General features: G+C 72.0%; 22 protein-coding genes. 16 read left to right on the forward strand and 6 right to left on the reverse strand.

Annotated elements, in window-relative coordinates:
* From ACFYZA_RS01245 to ACFYZA_RS01270, 6 genes are all read left to right on the forward strand, one after another.
* Window positions 1-1,296, forward strand: coding sequence for an ABC transporter substrate-binding protein (locus ACFYZA_RS01245; RefSeq protein WP_388486113.1), 1,296 nt, complete (start codon window positions 1-3; stop codon window positions 1,294-1,296).
* Between the two features lie 100 nt (window positions 1,297-1,396).
* A complete protein-coding gene (locus ACFYZA_RS01250; RefSeq protein ID WP_388486116.1) occupies window positions 1,397-2,311 on the forward strand; it encodes a carbohydrate ABC transporter permease in 915 nt (304 codons plus the stop codon).
* A complete protein-coding gene (locus ACFYZA_RS01255) occupies window positions 2,308-3,231 on the forward strand; it encodes a carbohydrate ABC transporter permease (protein WP_388486118.1) in 924 nt (307 codons plus the stop codon). The genes ACFYZA_RS01250 and ACFYZA_RS01255 overlap by 4 nt, the downstream gene beginning before the upstream one ends.
* Before the next feature lie 232 nt (window positions 3,232-3,463).
* Entirely contained in the window at window positions 3,464-3,754 is a 291-nt protein-coding gene (locus ACFYZA_RS01260) for a hypothetical protein (RefSeq protein ID WP_382587792.1), read from the forward strand.
* Between the two features lie 184 nt (window positions 3,755-3,938).
* A complete protein-coding gene (locus ACFYZA_RS01265; protein WP_388486120.1) occupies window positions 3,939-5,144 on the forward strand; it encodes an RNA ligase in 1,206 nt (401 codons plus the stop codon).
* 9 nt (window positions 5,145-5,153) lie between these two features.
* Window positions 5,154-6,077 (forward strand): AAA family ATPase, encoded by a 924-nt coding sequence (locus ACFYZA_RS01270; protein ID WP_382587788.1) that lies wholly within the window; start codon window positions 5,154-5,156, stop codon window positions 6,075-6,077.
* On the opposite strand, the gene ACFYZA_RS01275 is transcribed toward ACFYZA_RS01270, so the two are convergent.
* Complete coding sequence (locus ACFYZA_RS01275) at window positions 6,074-6,808, reverse strand: 2OG-Fe(II) oxygenase (protein ID WP_388486122.1); 735 nt, start codon at window positions 6,806-6,808, stop codon at window positions 6,074-6,076. The two genes, ACFYZA_RS01270 and ACFYZA_RS01275, sit on opposite strands and share 4 nt — an antisense overlap.
* Window positions 6,809-6,950: 142 nt before the next feature.
* Window positions 6,951-7,127, reverse strand: coding sequence for a hypothetical protein (locus ACFYZA_RS01280; protein ID WP_382587784.1), 177 nt, complete (start codon window positions 7,125-7,127; stop codon window positions 6,951-6,953).
* Window positions 7,128-7,367: 240 nt separating this feature from the next.
* Here ACFYZA_RS01280 and ACFYZA_RS01285 point away from each other — a divergent pair, with 240 nt between their 5' ends.
* Window positions 7,368-8,408 (forward strand): NUDIX domain-containing protein, encoded by a 1,041-nt coding sequence (locus ACFYZA_RS01285; RefSeq protein WP_382587782.1) that lies wholly within the window; start codon window positions 7,368-7,370, stop codon window positions 8,406-8,408.
* A 92-nt stretch (window positions 8,409-8,500) separates the two neighbouring features.
* Here ACFYZA_RS01285 and ACFYZA_RS01290 read toward each other — a convergent pair whose 3' ends face one another.
* Entirely contained in the window at window positions 8,501-9,865 is a 1,365-nt protein-coding gene (locus tag ACFYZA_RS01290) for a dipeptidase (RefSeq protein ID WP_382587780.1), read from the reverse strand.
* A gap of 180 nt (window positions 9,866-10,045) precedes the next feature.
* On the opposite strand from ACFYZA_RS01290, the gene ACFYZA_RS01295 reads away from it, so the two are divergent.
* The 5 genes from ACFYZA_RS01295 to ACFYZA_RS01315 all read left to right on the forward strand — a co-directional run bounded on the left by ACFYZA_RS01295 (window position 10,046) and on the right by ACFYZA_RS01315 (window position 16,528).
* Window positions 10,046-11,311, forward strand: a complete 1,266-nt coding sequence (locus ACFYZA_RS01295) for a geranylgeranyl reductase family protein (protein WP_388486125.1) — start codon at window positions 10,046-10,048, stop codon at window positions 11,309-11,311.
* 297 nt (window positions 11,312-11,608) lie between these two features.
* Window positions 11,609-13,054: an ABC transporter substrate-binding protein gene (locus ACFYZA_RS01300; RefSeq protein ID WP_388486128.1), complete on the forward strand. Its 1,446-nt coding sequence runs from the start codon at window positions 11,609-11,611 to the stop codon at window positions 13,052-13,054.
* A 146-nt stretch (window positions 13,055-13,200) separates the two neighbouring features.
* Window positions 13,201-14,232, forward strand: a complete 1,032-nt coding sequence (locus tag ACFYZA_RS01305; protein WP_388486131.1) for a carbohydrate ABC transporter permease — start codon at window positions 13,201-13,203, stop codon at window positions 14,230-14,232.
* Window positions 14,229-15,119 carry a carbohydrate ABC transporter permease gene (locus ACFYZA_RS01310; protein WP_382587772.1) on the forward strand — a complete coding sequence of 297 codons (891 nt, stop codon included), beginning with the start codon at window positions 14,229-14,231 and terminating at the stop codon, window positions 15,117-15,119. The genes ACFYZA_RS01305 and ACFYZA_RS01310 overlap by 4 nt, the downstream gene beginning before the upstream one ends.
* A 98-nt stretch (window positions 15,120-15,217) precedes the next feature.
* Window positions 15,218-16,528, forward strand: coding sequence for an alpha-glucosidase/alpha-galactosidase (locus ACFYZA_RS01315; protein WP_382587770.1), 1,311 nt, complete (start codon window positions 15,218-15,220; stop codon window positions 16,526-16,528).
* A gap of 79 nt (window positions 16,529-16,607) precedes the next feature.
* Here the strand turns inward: ACFYZA_RS01315 and ACFYZA_RS01320 are convergent, their stop codons facing one another.
* Window positions 16,608-17,063, reverse strand: coding sequence for a nitroreductase family deazaflavin-dependent oxidoreductase (locus ACFYZA_RS01320; protein WP_382587768.1), 456 nt, complete (start codon window positions 17,061-17,063; stop codon window positions 16,608-16,610).
* 182 nt (window positions 17,064-17,245) lie between these two features.
* Between ACFYZA_RS01320 and ACFYZA_RS01325 the strand changes: the two genes are divergently transcribed.
* From ACFYZA_RS01325 to ACFYZA_RS01335, 3 genes are all read left to right on the forward strand, one after another.
* Complete coding sequence (locus ACFYZA_RS01325; protein ID WP_388486134.1) at window positions 17,246-17,944, forward strand: TetR/AcrR family transcriptional regulator; 699 nt, start codon at window positions 17,246-17,248, stop codon at window positions 17,942-17,944.
* Between the two features lie 62 nt (window positions 17,945-18,006).
* Window positions 18,007-19,269 (forward strand): sensor histidine kinase, encoded by a 1,263-nt coding sequence (locus ACFYZA_RS01330; RefSeq protein ID WP_388486136.1) that lies wholly within the window; start codon window positions 18,007-18,009, stop codon window positions 19,267-19,269.
* The gene (locus tag ACFYZA_RS01335; RefSeq protein ID WP_388486139.1) at window positions 19,266-19,931 is read left to right on the forward strand and encodes a response regulator; all 666 of its coding nucleotides are present in this window, start codon (window positions 19,266-19,268) and stop codon (window positions 19,929-19,931) included. The genes ACFYZA_RS01330 and ACFYZA_RS01335 overlap by 4 nt, the downstream gene beginning before the upstream one ends.
* Here ACFYZA_RS01335 and ACFYZA_RS01340 read toward each other — a convergent pair.
* Window positions 19,892-20,179: a DUF6332 family protein gene (locus tag ACFYZA_RS01340; protein WP_388486142.1), complete on the reverse strand. Its 288-nt coding sequence runs from the start codon at window positions 20,177-20,179 to the stop codon at window positions 19,892-19,894. The two genes, ACFYZA_RS01335 and ACFYZA_RS01340, sit on opposite strands and share 40 nt — an antisense overlap.
* A gap of 160 nt (window positions 20,180-20,339) precedes the next feature.
* Here ACFYZA_RS01340 and ACFYZA_RS01345 point away from each other — a divergent pair, with 160 nt between their 5' ends.
* A complete protein-coding gene (locus ACFYZA_RS01345; protein ID WP_382587758.1) occupies window positions 20,340-20,747 on the forward strand; it encodes a MarR family winged helix-turn-helix transcriptional regulator in 408 nt (135 codons plus the stop codon).
* Window positions 20,748-20,806: 59 nt separating this feature from the next.
* Here ACFYZA_RS01345 and ACFYZA_RS01350 read toward each other — a convergent pair whose 3' ends face one another.
* On the reverse strand, window positions 20,807-22,021 hold the full coding sequence (locus ACFYZA_RS01350; RefSeq protein WP_388486145.1) for an MFS transporter: 1,215 nt from the start codon (window positions 22,019-22,021) through the stop codon (window positions 20,807-20,809).
* Window positions 22,022-22,121 lie beyond the last annotated feature (100 nt).

Genomic DNA, 22,121 nt, shown 5'->3' on the forward strand with positions numbered 1-22,121 from the left:
ATGTCTCGGCGGAATCTTCTGCGGGGTGCGGCGGTCGGCGCCGGGGCGGTCACCCTGCCGTCGCTGCTCGCCGCGTGCGGCAGCGGCCCCGGGGGTGACACCAAGACGATCCGGCTGGGCTCGAATTCGTCGGACGCCGTCCCCAAGAAGGCATTCGCCGACGCGTTCGCGGCGTACGAGAAACAGTCCAAGGAAGGCCGCAAGATCAAGGTCAACACCGTTGACCACAACACCTTCCAGGAGAACATCAACCGCTATCTCCAGGGCAAGCCGGACGACGTCTTCATGTGGTTCGCGGGCTACCGCATGCAGTTCTTCGCGCAGAAGGGACTGCTCTACGACATCAGCGACCTCTGGCACGGCTTCCAGGGTTTCTCCGACGCGCTCAAGGCGCAGTCGACCGGCGCGGACGGCAAGCAGTACTTCGTGCCGTACTACTACTACCCGTGGGCGGTCTTCCACCGCGCGAGCGTCTTCACGGAGCACGGCTATACGGCGCCCAAGACCTTCGACCAGTACGTCGACCTGGCCAAGCGGATGCAGAAGGACAAGCTCGACCCCATCGCGTTCGGCGACAAGGACGGCTGGCCCGCCATGGGCACCTTCGACTATCTCAACATGCGCACCAATGGCTACGAGTTCCACAAGAGCCTGATGGCCGGCAAGGAGGCGTGGACCGACAAACGGGTCAAGGACGTCTTCGACAGCTGGCGCCGCATCCTTCCGTACTGCCAGCAGGGCGCGAACGGCCGCACCTGGCAGGAGGCCGCGCAGAGCCTGCAGAAGAAGGAGTCCGGCATGGCGGTGTTCGGACTGCCGCACGTGGGCCAGCAGTTCCCGAAGGCCGAGCAGGACGACATCGCGTTCTTCCCCTTCCCCGAGATGGACCCGCAGTACGGGCAGGACGCGGTCGAGGCCCCCATCGACGGGTTCCTCCTCGCCAGGAACGCCAAGGAACTGAAGAACAAGCAGTCCATGCAGAGCGCCAAGGACCTGCTCGCCTGGCTCGCCACGCCCAAGGCCGAGGACGCCTATCTCGCGGGCGACCCGAACAACATCGCGGTCAACAGCGGGGCGGACACCTCCGCGTACAGCGCGTTGCAGAAGAAGGCGGTCGAGCTGGTCTCCGGGGCCAAGCAGATCTCGCAGTTCCTGGACCGCGACACCCGGCCCGACTTCGCGTCCACGGTGATGATCCCGGCCATCCAGAAGTTCATCGGCAACCCGAAGGACGTGGACGGACTCGTGAACGACATCGAGCGCCAGAAGAAGACGATCTTCGCCTCAGAGGGCTGAGGGCTGAGGGCGGGGGTGGGCGAGGACGCGCCCGCCGCCCTCGCCCCCGTCGAAACCCCTCCAACCCACCGACTCCCGTTGCGACTTGGAGTACTCAGCCGTGGCGCTCATCACCGCGCGGCGCGCAGGACGACGGGGTCCGAGGCGGTTCACCGCCCGTGACCTCGTCGTCCTCGGCGTGCTGCTTGGCCTGCCCGTACTGCTCGACCTCGCCATCGTGTGGGGCCCGACCCTGGCCTCCGTCGTCCTGTCCTTCACCGACTGGGACGGCATCGGCGACGTCAAGTGGGTCGGCACGCAGAACTACACCAACCTCTTCACCAACTACCCGCCGTTCTGGCCGGCGGTCCGGCACAACCTGATGTGGCTGGCCGTACTGGGCCTCGTGGCGACGCCGTTCGGGCTGCTGCTCGCCGTACCCATCGACCGGGGCGTGCGGTTCAGCCGCTTCTACCAGTCGACGCTGTACATGCCGGTCGTGCTCTCCCTCGCGGTCGTCGGCTTCATCGCGCAACTCGTCTTCTCCCGCGACCAGGGGGCGCTCAACGCCCTCCTCGGAAACAAGGACGACCCGACCGACTGGCTCGGCGACCCGAACCTCAACATCTGGATGATCCTGCTGGCCGCGGCCTGGCGGCACACCGGGTACGTGATGATCCTGTACCTCGCGGGCCTGAAGGCCGTCGACCCCTCCCTGAAGGAGGCCGCGGCCATCGACGGCGCGAGCGAGCGCCAGACCTTCTTCCGCGTCGTGTTCCCCACACTGCGCCCGGTCAACGTGATCGTCGGGGTCATCACGGTCATCGAGTCGCTGCGCGCCTTCGACATCGTGTACGCCGTCAACCACGGGCGCAACGGCCTCGAAGTGCTCTCGGTGCTCGTTACCGACAACATCATCGGCGAGGCCAGCCGCATCGGGTTCGGCTCCGCGATCGCCGTGGTGCTGCTGACCGTCTCCCTCGGGTTCGTCATCACGTACCTGGTCCAGGAGATCCGAGGGGAGAAGAACCGATGACCACCCACACCGCCCCAGCGCCCCCAACTACGGCTTCAGCAAAGGCACTTGCTGCTCCCGGACGCCGGGTACGCCCGGGGCGCCTGGGCGTGCACGCCTTCCTCATGGCGGTCTCGCTCGCCTTCCTCGCCCCGCTGCTGCTCGCCGTGTACGCCTCGCTGCGCCCGTACGAGGAGACCTCGCGCGACGGCTACTTCTCCCTCCCCAAGCACCTGTCCTTCGCCTACTACCGCAAGGCGTTCACCGACTCGGGCATGACGAAGTACTTCGTCAACACCCTGATCATCGCGGTGCCGGGCGTGGTGGTCGTCCTGTTCCTCGCCGCGTTCGTGGCGTTCGCGGTCTCGCGCCTCAAACTGCGGGGCGCGATGCCCCTGTTGATGCTCTTCACGGCGGGCAACCTGCTCCCGCAGCAGGTGATCGTGACCCCGCTGTACGTGGTGTTCAACCGCATCCCGCTGCCGTACTGGATGTCCGACTCGATGACGATGTTCGACTCGTACTGGGCCGTCATCGCCGTCCAGGTGGGCTTCCAGATCGGCTTCTGCGTCTTCGTGCTGGCCAACTTCATGCGCACGCTGCCGCAGGAGATCCTGGAGGCGGCGATCGTCGACGGCGCCGGCGTGTGGACCCAGTACTGGCGCATCACCCTGCCCCTGTGCCGCCCGGCCCTGGCGGCCCTGGCCACCCTCCAGTTCACCTGGATGTACAACGACTTCCTCTGGGCCCTGGTCTTCATGTCCGACGGCGACAAACTCCCCATCACCTCGGCCCTGAACAACCTTCGCGGCCAGTTCTTCACGGACTACAACCTGCTGGCAGCGGGCTCGGTCATCGTCGCCCTCCCCACCCTGATCGTCTTCCTCCTCCTGCAACGCCACTTCATCGCGGGGCTCACGTTGGGGTCCAGTAAGGGGTAGGTCCGGCTGGTAGCGATCAACTGGGGGGCCGGCGCACCGCGTTGAAGAGCCAAGCCCCCCTCCGCGCCCCCGCGACCAGCCGTCGAGTCCGGCTCCAGCGGGGGCCCACCGAAAATCGAGGCGGGCGCCACAAGGTCTGCGCTCTCACGCAGACGCTCGACCGCGGCATCCCGGCCTTGAGGTTCGATCAAGGCCGGACCGGAGCGGTCGCAGCCCGACCTCGGAGGTCGCCATGACCGTCGAACTGCACGTCGCCACCGCTCTCCTGCACGACCTCGACCCGGCGCGCAGCCCGCTGCCCGGCCGCGAGGTCGCCCGCAGGCCCAGCCCCGTGGACCCCACGGTCACCATCGTCGACCTGGAGACCCCGGACGCGCCCGAGGGCGCCGCGCTCGTCGACCCCATCTTCCAGCGCGCGGGACTCCACGACATCCGCATCACCGAGATCCGCTGGTACGACCGCGACGGCTACTTCATCGCGCCCAGCGTCCGGCTCGCGCCCGGAGTTCCGCTCGCGGCCTGAGCCGCCGGTGGTTCGGCGGAGTAGCCGGGTGGCCGTCCGGACGGCCGTGAGCGTCGACCATAGCCGCAGGTCAGGCGGGTCGGCCACAGGTTATTGGCGGGACAGGGAGGGCGGCGAAAATGCGTGGCCCAACCGCTCGCCACCGGTCAAGCTGCTGCTGACAGCCCACTTTCCTGGAGCAGCAGTGATCGACCTCGACCGACTTCTTCCGCCCGCGGACCTGGCCTCCGCCATCGCCGCGGGGCACGTGGTGCGCAAGGCGCATCCCGAACTGCCGCTCTCCCTGTACTCGTACACCAGGTCGTGCCAGTACGAGCAGGCCTGGGACGAGGTCACCACGCGGTGCCGCGGTCTTGTCGTCGACGATGTGCGCGGGGTGGTCGTCGCGCACTGTCTGCCCAAGTTCTTCAACGTGGGGGAGCACGGCGCCGGCCGGCACTACGCGCCGCCGCTGCCCGACGAGGCCTTCGAGGTGTTCGACAAGGTCGACGGGTCGCTCGGGATCGTCTTCCACTACGCGGGGCGCTGGCGCGTCGCGTCCCGGGGTTCGTTCACGTCCGAGCAGGCCACGTGGGCGAGCGCCTGGCTGGACGGCCGGGACACGGGGAAGCTGCGGCCCGGGGTCACCTACCTCGTGGAGATCCTCTACCCGGAGAACCGGATCGTCGTGGACTACGGAGTCCGGCGCGACCTCGTGCTGCTCGCCGCGTACGAGGCGACGGGCGAGGAGATCGAGCTGTCCCGGGCCGCCGAGGACTGGGCGGCGGTCGGCTCCGTCGCCCGGGCGTGGCCCGCGATGCCGCTCGCGGAACTCCTGAAGCGCACCGGCTCCAACGCGCACGCCGACGGCCGCGAGGCCAGCGGCACGGACGCCGAGGGGTACGTCGTCCGGTACGCCTCCGGCCTCCGGGTCAAGGTGAAGATCAGCGAGTACGTGCGGCTGCACAAGGTGCTGACCGGCATCACCGAGCGCGACATCTGGCGCTTCCTCGGCATCCGCCGGTTCGCCGGGCGCGACCTGAAGCAGGTCGCCCAGGCGCTCGGCTGCGGCCCCGGCGAGATCGCCGGACTCACCGCGGACGGCGCCGACCCGCTGGAAGCTATGCTTCAGCAGGTCCCCGACGAGTTCGACACCTGGGTGCGGGGCGTCACGGCCCGCCTGGACGCGCGGGCCGCCGAGCCCGCCCGGCTGGCCGCCGAACGGTTCGGCGAGATCGCCCATCTCGCCCAGGACCGGGGCGCGTTCGCTCGCGCCGCCCAGCGGATCGGGGACCGCACCGTACGCGCGGCCGTCTTCCAGCTGCTCGACGGCCGCGACATCGACCTGATGATCTGGCGGTCCGTCAAGCCGGCGGCCGCCGACCCGTTCACGAACGACGAAGAAGGCTGAACCCCTGCCATGCCCACCGTGCACGTCATGACCGGACTGCCCGCCTCCGGCAAGACCACCGCCGCCCGCAAGCTCGTCGCGGACTCCGAGGGCCGGTGCCGTCGGGTGAACCTCGACGACCTGCGCGCCATGTTCGACGAGGCCGGGGCCCGGCGGGAGCGGTCGCACACCGCCGAGCAGAGCGTCCTCGCGGTCCAGGACGCCGCGGTGCGCGAGACGATCGCCGCCGGGTTCGACGTCGTCGTCGACAACACCCACCTCACCTCGCACATCCCCAAGCGGCTCAAGGCGGCCGTGGCCGGCCGGGCCCGGTTCGTCGTGCACGACTTCACGGACGTGCCCGTCGAGGAGTGCCTGCGCCGCGACGCGGCCCGCGCCAACCCGGTCGGCGAGGACGTCATCCGCCTGCTCGCCGACAAGCACGCCAAGGCGGTGCGTGGCGGCTGGCGCCTGACGGACGCCTGGATGAACGACACCGTCGTCCTCGCCGAGGTCGAGCCGTACGTACCGGACGCGTCCCTGCCCAGCGCGGTGATGTGCGACATCGACGGCACGCTCGCGGTCAACGTGGGCCGCAACCCGTACGACTTCACGCGCTGCGAGCAGGACGGCCTGAACGGGAGTGTCCGCGACGCCCTGATCGGCTTCCGGCAGGCGCACGGGGACACGATCGTGCTGCTCTCGGGCCGGGGCGAGGAGTACCGGCCGCAGACCCGGGCCTGGCTCGCCGCGCACGAGGTGCCGTACGACGAGCTGTGGATGCGGCCGGCCGGGGACGGGCGGCGCGACGACCTCGTGAAGGCGGAGCTCTTCGACGCGCATGTGCGCCACCGGTTCAACGTGCGCGTCAGCCTCGACGACCGGGACCGCGTGGTCGCCGTGTGGCGCCGCCTCGGCCTGCCCACCTGGCAGGTCAACTACGGTGATTTCTAAGGCTGGTCGGGGCCCTGTGCCGCGTCGTGGAAGACGAGGCCGAGGGTGCGGCGCCGGCCGGAGCGTACGGCGCTGACTCCGTGCCGCACCGGCGCCGCCGACCAGCCGCGCCGGGCGGCCACTGGCCGGTCCCGGGTGGTGAAGACCAGCCCGTGGCCCTGCGGGACCGGGGTCGCGGTGCCCCTCGACTGGGCGCGCGGCCGTTGCTCGACGAGGAGGAACTCGCCGCCGGTGTAGTCGGTGCCGGGCGCGTCCAGGCCGACGACGACCTGGAGCGGAAAGACCGCGTCGCCGAACAGGTCGCGGTGCAGGGCGTTCCAGTCGCCGGGCCCGTACCGCAGCAGGATCTGGGCGCACTTGGCCTGCCCGGCCTCGCGGCAGTGCGCCAGCCACTCCTCCAGGGTGTCCGGCCAGGGGGCGGGGCGCCCGAGCCGTGCCGCCCAGTCGCGGGCGACGGGCAGCAGCAACGGGTAGAAGGCGGCGCGCAGTTCCTCGACGAGGCCGGGCAGCGGCTCGGCGAAGTAGCGGTACTGCCCGGACCCGAAGCGGTAGCGCGCCATGTCGACGGTCGAGCGGAACCGTTCGGCCCGGTCGTAGGTGTCCGCCAGGGAGCGGCACTGGGCGTCGGTGAGGAGGCGCTGGGTGGGCGCGCAGCCGTAGGCGTCGAGTTCCTCGGCGATCCTCGGCCAGTCGTCCGCGCTCACGCGGTCGGCCGTGGTGGTGCTGGACATGGAGACCCTCCGATGTGCGGGGCGGGCGTACGGCCCGGGCCCTGAGCGGTGCCGCACATCGAGGGTCGCGCCCGCGGCCCGCCTCGACCGGCGGAAATCGGACGTCGCGGTGCGGCGGCCGGCGGGGCCGGCCGCCGGGGCGTCAGACGGCCGGCTCCGGTGAGGGGCGCGGAACGACGACCAGGAAGGCGTCGCTCTCCAGGTCCATCACGACCTCGGCCGCGAGCCCCTCGTTCCTGCGGTCCCGCGCGAACTCCTCGGCAGGCCAGTGGCCGCGCGGACCGCCCGCGGGAAAACGTTCCAGTACTGTACGACGCATTTTTCGCGCCCCCTCGTGTCTCTTTTGGCACTCGCACAACGACGTCTCCGCCGTCGCGTTACGGCCCCCCGTGACCGGTGCCCGTACATCAGGACGCCTCCCGTGGCCCGCCGGTGGCACCCGGCAAGCAACAGCCCGGCCACAGTTGTACGCGCGATCAAGGACGGCCGGAGCCCGTAGCGGGGTTTCCGTGGCAGGGTGTTGCGGGCAGTCCACTGGGGGCTACGAAGAGGGGGAACCGTGATCGTCTGGGTCAACGGCGCATTCGGCGCGGGCAAGACGAGCACCGCGCGCGAGCTGATCGACCTGATCCCGAACAGCACGTTCTACGACCCCGAGGTGATCGGCGGGGCGCTGCGGCAGCTGCTGCCGCAGAAGATGCTCGACCAGGTCAGCGACTACCAGGACCTGCCGGTCTGGCGGCGTCTCGTGGTGGACGGCGCGGCCGCGCTGCACGCCGAGGTCGGCGGCGTGCTCGTGGTGCCGATGACCCTGATGAGGCAGGAGTACCGGGACGAGATCTTCGGCGGGCTCGCGGCCCGCCGGATTCCGGTACGCCATGTGCTCCTCACCCAGGAGGAAACGATCCTGCGGGCGCGGATCGCGGCCCGGGTGGAGTTTCCCGAGGACCCCGAGGCCGATGAGCAGCGGGTCCGCGCCTGGGCCTACGACCACATCGAACCCTTCAAGGACGCGCTCGGCTGGCTCGCCGCCGACGCGTACACCGTCGACAACGGCACGCTCACCCCGCACGCGGCCGCCGAGCGAATAGCCGACGCGGTCCGCTCCGGAGCGGCCCGCGCCTGCGACATCGTGCAGACCCCCGAACCCACCGCCGAGACGCTCGCCGCCGGGGTGCTGCTCTTCGACGAACACGACCGGGTGCTCCTGGTCGACCCCACCTACAAGCCGGGCTGGGAGTTCCCCGGCGGCGTCGTCGAGCGCGGCGAGGCTCCCGCCCGGGCCGGAGTGCGCGAGGTCGAGGAGGAGCTCGGCGTCCGGCTCGGCCATGTGCCGCGGCTCCTCGTGGTCGACTGGGAGCCGCCCAGACCACCCGGATACGGCGGCCTGCGGCTGCTGTTCGACGGCGGCCGGCTGGAGAGCGCACGGGCCGCGGAGGTGCTCCTTCCGGGCGCCGAACTGCGCGGCTGGCGCTTCGTCAGCGAGCAGGAGGCGGCCCAGCTCCTGCCGCCCGCCCGTTTCGAGCGGCTGCGCTGGGCGCTGCGGGCCCGGGAGCGGTCGACCGTGCTCAACCTGGAGGCCGGAGTCCCGGTCGGCTGAGGCCGACGTGAGTGCCGGCTCGGCCATGTCCGCGCTCCGGGCGATGTCCGCCGAGCGCTCGATTCCGAGCCGGCCCTCCTCTCAGGAAGGGATCAACTCCGCTTGGACTCCGCGTAGTTGACCAGGAAGTGCGCCTCCGCCACCGACAGGCGCTCCAGCTCCTCGGGAGACACGCTCTCGTTCACCGCGTGGATCTGCGCCTCGGGCTCGCTGAGACCGATCAGCAGGATCTCGGCCTGCGGGTAGAGCGCGGCCAGCGTGTTGCACAGCGGGATCGAGCCGCCCATGCCCGAGGACTGCATCTCCTCGCCCGGGTAGGCCACCGCCATCGCCTCGGCCATCGACGTGTACGCCGGGCTGTTGGTGTCCGCGCGGAACGGCTGGCCCTGGCCGACCTGCTCGAAGGAGACGCGGGCGTTCCACGGCACGTGCTTCTCGATGTGCGCGTACAGCAGCTTGGTCGCCTCGGCCGCGTCCTGGCCGGGCGGCACCCGCAGGCTGATCTGCGCGCGGGCGCTCGCCGGGATGGACGGCGTCGCACCGGCGACCGGGTGGCAGTCGATGCCGACGACCGTGACGGCCGGGCGGGCCCAGATGCGGTCGGCGACGGTGCCGGTGCCCGGCAGCGCCACCCCTTCGAGGACCTTGGCGTCCTGGCGGAACTCGCCCTCCGGGTACTGGAGCCCGTCCCACGCGGAGTCGGCCGGGAGGCCCTCGACGACCGTCTGGCCGTGCTCGTCGCGCAGCGAGTCCAGTACGCGGATGAGCGCGGCGAGCGCGTCGGGGGCCGCGCCGCCGAACTGGCCCGAGTGCAGGTTGCCCTCAAGGGTGTCGATCCGTACCCGGATCATCGTCATGCCGCGCAGCGTCGCCGTCACGGTGGGCAGGCCGACCCGAAAGTTACCCGTGTCGCCGATCACGATCGCGTCCGCGGTGAGCAGCTCGGGGTGCGCCTCGGCGTACTGCTCCAGGCCGCCCGTGCCCTGCTCCTCCGAGCCCTCCACGATCACCTTGACGGAGACCGGGACACCGCCGTTGGCCTTCAGGGCGCGCAGCGCGAGCAGGTGCATGATGAACCCGCCCTTGCAGTCCGCCGCCCCGCGGCCGTACCAGCGGCCGTCGCGCTCGGTCAGCTCGAACGGCGGGCTCACCCACGCCGACTCGTCCAGCTTCGGCTGCACGTCGTAGTGCGCGTACAGGAGCACCGTCGGCGCCCCCTGCGGGCCGGGCAGCAGACCGTAGACCGACTGCGAGCCGTCGGGGGTGTCGAGCAGGGCCACGTCCTGGAAGCCCTCGGTGCGCAGGGCTTCGGCCACCCAGTTCGCGGCGGCCTCGCACTCGCTCCGGGGCGCCACCGCCTCGTCCGCCACCGACTGGAACGCGACCAGCTCCGTCAGCTCCGCCTTGGCGCGGGGCATCAGGGATGCGACGGTCTCGGCGATCGGATGTGCGGTCATGGGCACGCTCCTCGTGGGTGCGACGTTGATAAGTACGGACACGCGTCGGTGTACGCGTGCGTACGACGGAGACAGGGCCGATCCTCCCACAGCGGGCCAGGACGGGAGGGCGGGGCTACTGCCCCGTAGGATGCGGTCGTCAACACGGGCCACTGGTCGGACGGGGAGCAAAGGCACATCGTGAGCAGCGAGAACACAGACGCCGGGACGGACGGACCGCTGGAGGAGAACCAGGGCGAGCCCGCCGCCGAATCGGTGACCGGGCCCGTCGAGGGGCCCGTCTGGGACGTCGTCGTGGTCGGCGCCGGGCCGGCCGGAGCCTCGGCCGCGTATGCGGCGGCCGCCGCGGGGCGCAAGGTGCTGCTCCTGGAGAAGGCCGAGCTGCCCCGCTACAAGACGTGCGGCGGCGGCATCATCGGTCCCTCGCGCGACGCCCTGCCGCCCGGCTTCGAACTGCCGCTCCAGGACCGGGTGCACGCGGTCACCTTCTCCCTCAACGGGAAGCTGACGCGCACCCGTCGGTCGAAGAAGATGCTGTTCGGCCTGATCAACCGGCCGGAGTTCGACGCCGGTCTGGTCGCCGTCGCCGAGAAGGCGGGCGCGGAGATCCGTACCGGCGCCACCGTCTCCAAGGTCGAGCAGCACGGCTCGGCCGTGCCCGACCGGCGCACCGTCGCCGTGGTCCTCGCCGACGGCGAGACCGTGCTCGCCCGGGCCGTCGTCGGCGCCGACGGCAGCGCCAGCCGCATAGGGGCGCACGTCGGGGTGAAGACCGAGCAGGTCGACCTGGGCCTTGAGGCCGAGATCCCGGTGCCGGCGAGCGTGGCCGAGGACTGGAAGGGCCGGGTGCTCATCGACTGGGGCCCCATGCCCGGCAGTTACGGCTGGGTCTTCCCCAAGGGGGACACCCTGACCGTCGGCGTGATCTCGACGCGCGGCGAAGGCGCGGCCACCAAGCGTTACTTGGAGGACTTCATCGCCCGGCTCGGCCTCGCCGGGTTCGAACCGGCCGTGTCCTCCGGCCACTTGACGCGCTGTCGCAGCGACGACTCGCCGCTGTCCCGTGGCCGGGTCCTGGTCTGCGGTGACGCGGCGGGCCTGCTCGAACCGTGGACGCGCGAGGGCATCTCCTTCGCGCTGCGCTCGGGCCGCCTCGCCGGCGAGTGGGCGGTGCGCATCGCCGAGTCGCAGGACGCGGTGGACGCCCGCCGCCAGGCGCTGAACTACGCCTTCGCCATCAAGGCCGGGCTCGGCGTCGAGATGGGGGTGGGCCGGCGGATGCTGACCCTCTTCGAGAAGCGCCCGCTGCTGCTGCACGCCGCGATCACCGGCTTCCGGCCCGCGTGGAAGGCCTTCGCGGACATCACGCGCGGCGCCACCACCCTGGCCGGCCTGGTGCGCAGCCACCCGATGGCCCGGCGCGCCCTGGACGCCGTCGACCGCTGAGCGTGGCTCGCCGACGCGCGGGCGGGGCCGGAGCGATCCGGTCCCGTTCGCGCGTCGCCGGCCGAAGTCCCCTCACCCCGCCGCGCCAAGGGTTCCACGAGCGCGTGCGGGGCTCTTGACGTCCGCCCGCGCAGGACGCTTTCATCCCACCGTGGCCCGGACCGCCGCGCGGTCCCGCCGCCAGAGGTGCGCCCAGCCGGCAAGGTCCCTGGACCGGGGTCCCGGGCCGGCCCGAGTCGCCAGGACCCGCACGCCGGGTCCGAGGCGGGGACGTACCCGCGAGGGATGGAGCGGATCATGCCCGCCGGCCCGGATCGCGCCACCGCCCCCTCGCCCCACGCGACGCCGCAACGTTCAACTGCCGCTCCATCCCCGGCCGGCACCCCACCACACCACTTGGCCCCGGCCGGCACCGTCCCCCCTCCACGCCACCCGGCCCCCGGCCGCCGCACGCTCCTGAGAGCCGGGGCGGGCTGTGCGCTGGGCGCCGTCGCCGTACCGGCCCTCACGGCCTGCGGCTCGTCGCAGGGGGACGGCGTCGGGCCCGACGGCAAGGTGACCGTCGAGCTGTGGCACGGCCAGACCGACACCCTGAAGCAGGCCATCGAAGCCCTGGTCGGCGAGTTCAACCGCACCCACCCCACGATCCACGTCGACGCGGGCGGGGGAGCCACGGCCGATGTGATGCTCCAGAAGGTGACCGCCGCCCTCGCCTCCGGCTCCTACCCCGACATCGCCTACGTCTTCGGCTCGGACATCGCGAGCATCGCCCGCAGCCCCCGCGTCCTCGACCTCACGGGCGCACTGCGCGGCCCGGGCCCCGTGCCCTGGAACGACTACTGGCCCTCGCTGCGGGAGGCGGTGACCATCAACGGGAAGGTGCGCGGCGCGCCCGCCCTCGTCGACTCCCTCGCGGTCATCTGCAACACCCGCCTGTTCCGGCGCGCCGGGCTCGAACTGCCCCAACCCGGCTGGTCCTGGGCCGAGTTCGCCGATGCGAGCCACCGGTTGACCGACGCCGCCAAGGGCGTCTTCGGCACCGGCTGGCCCGGCGTCGGCGACGAGGACACCACCTGGCGCCTGTGGCCGATGGTGTGGGACCTCGGCGGCGAGATCATCGCGCCGGACGGCAAGGGCATCGGCTTCACCGAACAGGGGCCCCGGGCCCTGGAGACCGTCGCGTCCCTCGCCACGGGCAACGCCGTCTACATCGACCCCAAGCCGGGCAGCGCCCAGATGTACCAGGTCTTCCTGTCGGGACGCATGGGCATGGTGCTCGGCGGGCCCTGGTCGCTGCCGGACATCGTCGCCGCCAAGGTGGACTACGCCGTCGTGCCCCTGCCCTCCTACAGCGGCCGTCCCGTCACCATCTCGGGCCCGGACACCTGGACCGTCTTCGACAACGGCTCCGCACGCTCGAAGGCCGCCGTCGCGTTCGTCCGCTGGCTCATCTCGCCGGACCAGGACGTCACTTGGGACATCGGCGCCGGAAGCCTGCCGCTCAGCGTGGAGAGCGCGCGGCGCCCCGCATGGCTCGGCCACTCCGCCGAGACCGTCGGGCTCCCGGTGTTCACCAAGGCCCTGGAGTCGGCCCGGGTACGCCCCGTGCACCCGGCGTATCCGGCGATCTCGCAGGCGGTCGGCGAAGCCGTCGTGACGGTGCTGCTCGGCCGCTCGTCGCCGGACCGGGCCATGCGCCGGTGCGCCGAGAAGGCCGACGCCGCCCTGCTGATACCGCGCTGAAGCCGCCCCCGACCGGACGGTGAGCCCGCCCTCGACCGGACGGTAAGCCCCCCGACCGGACCGTAAGCCGCCCCCACCGGACCGCTCTGAAGCCGACCCCCGACCGGAAAGGTCCCGGAGATGAGTACCAGCGGAAGGGCCCCGAGATGAGGACCACCGGCCCGCGCACCCCGCGCCCGCGCACCCCGCGCCCGCGCACTCCACGCCCGCTCACGCTCGACCCGGACCGGGCCGCCCGTGTCGCCAGGCGGCGGCGGGCGCGCGGCGAGGCCGCCACCGCCTGGGCCTTCATCGGCCCGGCCGTCCTGGTGATCATCGGGCTCGGTGTCGTACCGCTGCTGTGGTCCCTGCTCCTGTCGTTCCGCGCGGACGACCTGGTCACGCCGGGCCGCTGGGTGGGGCTCGACAACTACCACGCCCTCGGCAAGGACCCGGCGTTCCGCACGGCCGTCGAGAACACCCTGGTCTACGCGGGCGTCTACGTCCCGCTGAGTCTGGCCACGGGGCTCGCGCTCGCCCTCGCGCTGAACCGGCGGATCCGTCTCGTCGGGCTCTACCGCACGCTGGTCTTCATCCCGTTCGTGGTCTCCGCCACCGCCCAGGGCGTGCTGTTCTCGTTCATCTTCGACCCCGACTTCGGCGTCGCGAACGCGCTCCTGCACCACATCGGCGTCTCCCCGCAGGGCTTCCTCAACGACCCGGGCCAGGCCCTCGGCGTCCTGTTGCTCATCTCCCTGTGGAGCGGCATCGGCTTCTGCGTCATCGTCTATCTCGCCGCGCTCCAGGACGTGCCCGCCGAACTCGTCGAATCGGCCCGCCTCGACGGGGCGAACCGGGGCCAGGTACTGCGCCACGTCACCCTTCCCTCGCTCACTCCGGTCACCGTCTTCCTGGTCCTGTGGCAGTTCATCACCGCCCTCCAGGTCTTCGACCTCGTCTACGTCACCACCAAGGGCGGCCCCCTCGGCGCCACCACCGTGATCGTCTACTTCGTCTGGGAGCAGGCCTTCCAGAACTTCACCGCCGGATACGGCGCCGCCGCGGCCTACGTCCTCGCGGTCGGCCTGATCGCGGCGGCCGTCGTGCTGCGCCTCTACCGGCGCCATCGCGACCGTACGGACTCAACGCCCTTGTCCCGTGGGCGAGTTGAGCGGACCGAAGAGAGAGTGAGCCGATGAGCGTGCCCACCGTGACCGCCCCGGGGGCAGCCCCCGCCGTGGAGGCCCCCGGCCCGTTGGCCGGTTTCCGGCGCCGGCTCCCGTTCAGCCCGTGGCACCTCCTTCTCGCACCGCTCTCGATCGGCTTCGCGCTGCCGCTCGTGTGGCTGATCGTCAGCTCCGTGATGAGCGACGCGGAGATCAACCGCTTCCCGCCCGCGCTGTGGCCGCACGGCATCGACCTCGGCGGCTACCGCTATGTCCTCGGCAACGCGATGTTCCCCCGCTGGTTCCTGAACTCCTGCGTCGTCGCGGGCGTCGCCGTCGCCTCGAACCTCGTGCTCGGGGCGCTCGGCGGCTACGCCTTCGCGCGCATGCGGTTCGCCGGATCGCGGCTGCTGCTCGGCCTGATGCTGGCGACGATGGCGGTGCCGTTCCAGCTGACCATGATCCCCACGTTCCTGGTGATGAAGTGGCTCGGGCTCATCGACACCCTGGGCGCGCTCATCGTGCCGTCCCTGGTCACCCCGTTCGCGGTGTTCCTCTTCCGGCAGTTCTTCCTCACGCTGCCGAGGGAGCTGGAGGAGGCGGCCTGGATCGACGGCTGTTCGCGGCTGCGGGTGCTCGTCTCGATCGTGGCGCCGCTCGCCCGCCCGGCGCTCGCCACGGTCGCGGTGCTCACCTTCCTCGCCACCTGGAACGACCTGTCCTGGCCGCTCATCGCCATCAACCACGACGCGCGGTACACGCTGCAACTGGGCCTGACCACGTTCCAGGGCCAGCACCACACCAAGTGGTCGGCGGTGATGGCGGGCAATGTCGTGACCGTGCTGCCGGTCCTGCTGGCCTTCCTGTTCGCGCAGAAGACCTTCATCCAGTCGCTGACGACGAGCGGCCTCAAGGGCTAGCGGGTCGCGGGGCTGAAGGCCCGGGGGGTTCATGGCCCGAAGGGCGGGCGGCCGCGCACCGGCGGTCGCCGTCATCCGAGTCGCCGGAAAGGGCACGCATGACCGAGACCAAGATCGCCTTCATCGGCGCGGGCAGTGTGGAATTCACCCAGGGCCTGCTCGCCGACCTGTTCGCCTTCCCCGAGTTCGCGCGCGCCCGCATCGCGCTCCACGACATCGACCCCGAACGCCTCGCCACCAGCGAGGCCGCCGCCCGCCACATCGCGGCCGAACGCGGCGCGGAGCCGCACCTCAGCGCACACCCGGAGCGACGAGCCGCCCTTGAGGGCGCCGACTTCGTCATCAACACCGTCCAGATCGGCATGAGCGAGGCCACCCGTACCGACTTCACGGTCCCCGCCCGCTACGGGCTGCGCCAGACGATCGCCGACACCCTCGGCATCGGCGGCATCTTCCGCGCCCTGCGCACCTTCCCGCTGCTGCGCGCGCTCGCCGCCGACATGGCCCGACTCTGCCCGGACGCCATCCTGTTGAACTACACCAACCCGATGGCCATGAACCTGCTCTACCTGCACCGGGTGGCTCCCGCGCTGCGCGCCGTCGGCCTGTGCCACTCCATCCACTGGACGATGCACGACCTGTCCGCCCTGACCGGAACGCCCTTCGAGGAGGTCTCCTACCTCGCGGCCGGGGTCAACCACCAGTCCTGGGTGCTGCGCTTCGAGCGTGCGGGCCAGGACCTCTATCCGCTCCTCGACGAGACCATCGCCAAGGACCCCGAACTGCTGCGCCGGGTACGCGTCGACATGTACCGCAGGCTCGGCCACTACCCGACCGAGACCAGTGAGCACTCCTCGGAGTACGTGCCCTGGTACCTGCACCACGACGAGGAGATCGACCGGCTGCGGCTGCCGGTCGGCGCCTATCTCGACATGACGGAGGAGAACCTGGCCTCCTACGCCCGCACCCGCGACGCCCTCGCCTCGGGGCAGCCGCTACCGGTCGAGGGGACCTTGGAGTACGCCCCGCAGATCATCCACAGCGTCGTCACGGGCACCCCGCGCCGGGTCTACGGCAACGTCCCCAACCATGGCCTGATCGACAACCTGCCCGCCGACTCGGTCGTCGAAGTCCCCTGCCTGGTCGATGGGTTGGGGGTGCAGCCCACCCGGATCGGGGCCCTGCCGCCGCAGTGCGCGGCGCTCAACCGGGCCTATCTCTCGGTGACCGATCTCGTGGTACGGGCCGCCGTGCTCGGCGATCCGCGCCACATCCGGCACGCCGCGATGTGCGACCCCGCGACGGCGGCGGCGCTGCCCGTCGAGCGGATCTGGGAGCTGTGCGACGACCTCGTACGGGCCCATGAGCCTTGGCTGCAACCGGAGTTGAGGGTGCTGCTCGGCAGCTGAAGGCCGAGGCGGGGGGCTGGGTCGGGGGTGGGGGCAGGGGGGGTGTCAGGTGCGGGCTCGCTCGGGGGCGGGGCCCGGGTCACCGGGTGAGGGTGATCCGGAAGACGGGGTGGTCGGGGGCGATCCGGCGCAGTTCCGCGTCGCTGGAGTCGGGGCCGACGCCGTTGAAGAAGACGCCCACCTCGGCCTTCCAGCGCTTGAGGTAGGCGCGCAGCAGGGCGGGCTTGTCGTCGTCGGCGACCTCGACGGCGGTGAACGCCTCGGCCTTCTTGCCCAGGTGCAGCTCGCCGCCGCCGGCCGCCCGCATGTTGTGGGTCCACTGGACGTGGCCGCGCGGGGCGACCAGGTACTGCTCGCCCTCGAAGGACAGCAGGTTGACGGGGGTGCGGCGCCACTCGCCGCTCTTGCGGCCGCGGACCGCGAGGACCCGGGAGCCCCAGACGCTGATGCCGCGACGGGTCAGCCAGGTGACGGCCCGGTTCATGACGTTGACCGTGAACCAGCCGGGCTTCTGGACGTGTGCGGAAGCGGACATGGTGTCTCCCTGATTCCCGAAGCCGGTAGGTGCGAGAGCGGTGCTCTCGTTCATGAGCAGCAGTGTGCACCGAAGCGGCGCTCCAAATCAAGAGCACTGCTCTCTTTCCTGTGCACCGCTCCGATTTGTGTGCGGGGGACGCGTTCTTGGCCACTGCTCTCGGTGCTGGCAGACTGGCGCCCATGAGCACCGTCCAGGGAGCCCGCGCACGGGCACGTGTCGAAGTCACCGCCGCCATCAAGGACGAGGCCAGACGACAGCTCGCGGCGGAGGGCGCCGCCAAGCTCTCGCTCCGCGCCGTCGCCCGCGAGCTGGGCATGGTCTCCTCGGCGCTCTACCGCTACTTCCCGAGCCGGGACGACCTGCTGACCGCCCTGATCGTCGACGCCTACGACGCCGTCGGCGAAGCCGCCGAACACGCCCTCGCGCGGCAGCGGGCGGCCGCGTCCCCCGTCACCCGCTGGACCGCCGTCTGCCGCGCGGTACGCACCTGGGCGCTCGCCCACCCCCACGAGTACGCGCTCATCTACGGCTCGCCCGTCCCCGGCTACACCGCGCCCGAGGCGACCAACGGCCCCGCGTCCAGGGTCGGGCTCGTGCTCATCTCCATCGCCCGCGACGCCCACCGGGGCAAGGGCATCGCGCCGCCGCGGCCCCCCGCACCGCTGCGCGCCGAGGGCGAGCGGATGGCCGCGGACTTCGCCCCCGATCTGCCCCCGGCCGCCGTCGTCGCCCTCGTCGCCGCCTGGTCGCAGCTGTTCGGGCTCATCTCCTTCGAGGCGTTCGGCCAGTTCCACCGGGTGGTCGAGGAGCGCGAGGCGTTCTTCACGCACGCGGCCGAGCAAATCGCCCGCTCGGTGGGCCTGGTACTCCCCGCGTAGTACGCGTGATCACCCCGTCGGGGGGACGCCCCGGCGCCCGGCGCCGGTCTAGCGTGGCCGGTATGGACGAGCAGCAGTCACCGCGCGACGCCGGACGCGGCGGCCCTCCCCGGCGAGGGGCGGGGCCGCCGCCCCTGGTGCGGCGCTGGGTGCGGGGCCCGGACGGCGAGGAGGGGCGGCCGGCCCGGCTGCCGTGGGCGTCGACGGTCGCGCTCACCGTGGTGGTGCTCGCCGGATCCCGCTTCGCCGGGCACGCCCAGACGGGCCGGGCCCCGCTCGACGCCTTCGCCCTCGGGCTGCTGCTCGCCGGCTGCGCGGTGCTGCTGATCCGCCTGCGGCACCCCGTCGTCGCGGTGTTCGGCGCCTCGGCGGCCGCCATGGTCTACCTCGGCGCCGGCTATCCCTACGGTCCGGTGTTCCTGCCCGTCGCGGTCGGCTGCTTCACCGCGGTCGTCGCGGGCCGCCGCCGCCAGGCCTGGGCCGCGGTGGCCATGCTGTGGCTGGGGCACCTCCTGGTGGCGCACTGGCTCTACCGGTGGCTGCCGCCCGACGGAGACGCGGCCGCGCCGTGGGGTCAGGAAGTGGGCATCGCCGCCTGGGCCGTGGCCATCGTCGCGGTCGCGGAACTCGTGCGCGTACGCCGGGAGCAGTGGGCCAGGGAGCGGGCCGGGCGGGCCGCGGCGGCCAGGCGGCGGGCCGACGAGGAACGGCTGCGGATCGCCCGGGAGCTGCACGACGTGCTCGCCCACAGCATCTCCGTGATCAACGTCCAGGCCGGTGTCGGGCTCGCCCTGCTCGACACCGACCCCGAGCAGGCCCGTACCGCCCTGACCACCATCAAGTCCGCGAGCAAGGAGGCGCTCGGGGAGGTGCGTCAGGTCCTGGAGACGCTGCGCGCGCCCGGCGAGGCCCCGCGCTCCCCGGCGCCCGGCCTCGACCGGCTGCCCGAACTCGTCGAGCAGGCCGCGAGCGCCGGGCTCACCATCGAGACCACGGCCACCGGCCGTCGCGCGGCGCTGCCGCCCGGCGTCGACCTGGCCGCCTTCCGCATCGTGCAGGAGGCCCTCACCAACGTCGTGCGCCACTCCGCGGCGCGCACCGCGCGCGTCGCGGTCGGCTACGAGCCCGGCGCCGTGGTGCTTCGGATCGAGGACGACGGGCCGTCGTCCTCGGGCGGTGCGGGCGGCAGCGGAAACGGCCTGATCGGCATGCGTGAGCGGGCCGCGGCGCTCGGTGGCACCATCGACGCGGGGCCGGTTCCGTCCGGCGGCTTCCGCGTGACGGCCCGGCTTCCGCTGGGCGCACCCCCCAAGGAGAATCCGTGATCCGCGTACTGCTCGCCGACGACCAGCTCCTGGTGCGCGCCGGGTTCCGGGCGCTCCTGGACGCGCAGGGCGACATCGAGGTGGTGGGGGAGGCCGCCGACGGCGAGGAGGCGGTGGGCCTGGTGCGCGAACTGCGGCCGCACGTCGTCCTGATGGACATCCGGATGCCCCGGCTCGACGGTCTCGCCGCCACCCGTGCGATCACCTCCGACCCAGCCCTGGGCGAGGTGAAGGTGGTCATGCTCACCACCTTCGAGCTGGACGAGTACGTCTTCGACGCGATCCGCGCCGGCGCCTCGGGGTTCCTCGTCAAGGACACCGAGCCGGACGAACTGCTGCGCGCGGTCCGGGCGGTGGTCGACGGTGACGCGCTGCTCTCGCCCGGGGTGACCCGGAGGCTGATCGCCGAGTTCGCGGCACGTTCCAAGGAGCCGGCCGGCGCCGAGAGCTTGGCCCAGCTCACCGAGCGGGAGCGGGAGGTGATGGCGCTCGTCGGCATCGGCCTGTCCAACGAGGAGATCGCCCGCCGCCTGGTCGTCAGCCCGTTGACGGCGAAGACGCATGTGAGCCGGGCGATGGTGAAGCTCGGCGCCCGCGACCGGGCCCAACTGGTCGTCCTGGCCTACGAGTCGGGCCTGGTGCGCCCCGGCTGGCTGGGCTGACGGGGGCCTCGGTCCGACCCGTACGGAAAGCGCCACAGCACGTGCACGGTCCGCCAGACGAACACGATGAGCGCGCAGCCGCCGCCGAGGAGCAGCAGCACCCGCCGCAGCGGGTGCGGGAGTTCGAGGGCGTAGCCGGAACCGGCGATCGCGCCGAACACCACGCCGGCCGCGAACAGGGCGCTGGCCAGGGCGTAGCCGATCTCGGTCGTGACGGCGTCCCGCTCGGCCCGGCTCGGTGTCCCCATGCGCGAAGTCTCACAGCAGGGACGGCCGACGGGCAACCGGCGCCCGTCGGCCGTCCCTTCCCCCGACCGCTCGCACCACGAGAGTACATGTGCGCGCATAGAGTGCAGCCGCATTTAATTCTCATGCAACAAAACCGGTGGGTTCTGCTAGCGTGCCGCCATGGCAGCTGAGAAGCCCGGCGAGCGTCTGCTCGTGCAGGAGTGGCGGGACATACTCGCGGTTCACGCGCGCACCACGTGCGAGCTCGACCGTGAACTCCACGCGTTCGGGCTCGGCGCGAGCGACTTCGAGGTGCTGGACGTCCTGGCGCAGGGCTGCGAAGAGGGCTCGGGCCGCTCCTTCCGCGTCCAGGAGCTGGCTTCGCGGATCCACCTCAGCCAGAGCGCGCTGTCCCGCCTGATCGGACGCCTGGAGAAGGACGGGCTCGTCGCGCGCGGGATGTGCAGCGAGGACCGGCGCGGGGTCAGTGTGGAGATCACCGACGCCGGCCGCTCGCGTCATGCCGAGGTGCTGCCGCTCCAGCGCGCGGTGCTCGCCCGGATGCTCAAGACCCCGTCCACGTCATAGCGTCCGTACCCAACGCGCTTGCCCAATGGCCGAGTTGGTCTCCTGCGGCGCGGGCGGTCTCAGGCCTGGGGCGCGGTGGCGTTACGGGCGGCCCAGCCGATCAGCGCGGCGCCCGCGGCCAGTACGGCGACCGTGGTCAGGGCGAGCGGCAGCGAGGACCACTCGGCGAGCAGCCCGATCGCGGGCGGCCCGAGCAGCATGCCGCCGTAGCCGAGCGTCGAGGCGGCGGCCACGCCGCCCGGCCCGGCGAGGGCGCCCGCCCGCGCGACGGCGACCGGGAAGATGTTGGCGAGGCCCAGACCCATCACGGCGAAACCCGCCAGGGCGAGCCAGGTCGTCGGGGCCAGCGCGCCGAGCAGCATTCCGGCCGATGCCGTGAGCCCGCCCGCGACGAGCGTGCGGGTCTGCCCGAGACGCTCCAGGAGCGCGGTCCCCGAGAGCCGGCCGGCCGTCATGGCCAGCGCGAACAGCGAGTAGCCCACCGCCGCGATTCCGGGGGCGGCGTCCAGGTCCTGCTCCAGGTGGAGCGCGCCCCAGTCCGCCATCGCGCCCTCTCCGTACGCCGTGCAGAGCGCGATCAGGCCGAAGAGCAGCACCAGACGCCGGGCCCGCCCGTCGAGCCGGTGTCCCTTGGCGTGGGGTGTGCTCGGGTGTACGGGTGCCGGATGGCGCAGCAGCACCCGCCCCGCGAGCGCGGTCACCACCAGCCCGACACCGGTCAGGGTCAGCAGGTGCGCGGCGGGGGAGAGGCTGGAGGCGACCACTGCTCCGACGCCCGCGCCGACCATGCCGCCGAGGCTGAAGGCCGCGTGGAAGCTCGGCATCACCGGGCGGCGCAGCGCGGCCACCAGGTCCACGGCCGCGCTGTTCATCGCCACGTTGAGGCCGCCGTACGCGGCGCCGAACGCGAGCAGCACCAGACCGAGCGCGAGCGCCGAGTGGGTCTGCGCGGGAAGCGCGATCGCGAGGGCCATCAGCGCACCGCAGACGACGGTCACCGGATGACTGCCGAAGCGGCGGCAGAGCCGGCCGGTCAGCACCATCGTCACCACGGCCCCGGCCGAGACGCCGAGCAGGGCGAGACCCAGCTCGCCGGCTGAGGCGCCGGTCTGCTGCTTGATCGCGGGGATGCGGACGACCCACCCGGCGAACAGGAAGCCGTCGAGGGCGAAGAACACGGTCAGGGCGGAGCGGAGGCGGGACGGGGAAGCGGTGGCGATGTCGTTGCCAGGACCCCCCGGAGCGGCCGTCCGTACTTTGTTTAGTAGCGGCACAAAGTCAGGATAGGGGCAGTGCGGGCAGCTCATCAAGCGGATGGGGCGGCGGCGGCCCGGGGCAGGTCACCGGGCCGCCCCGGTCGCGGACCTCCGGCCG

Source organism: Streptomyces sp. NPDC001828 (genome assembly GCF_042892175.1).
Taxonomy (GTDB): Bacteria; Actinomycetota; Actinomycetes; order Streptomycetales; family Streptomycetaceae; genus Streptomyces.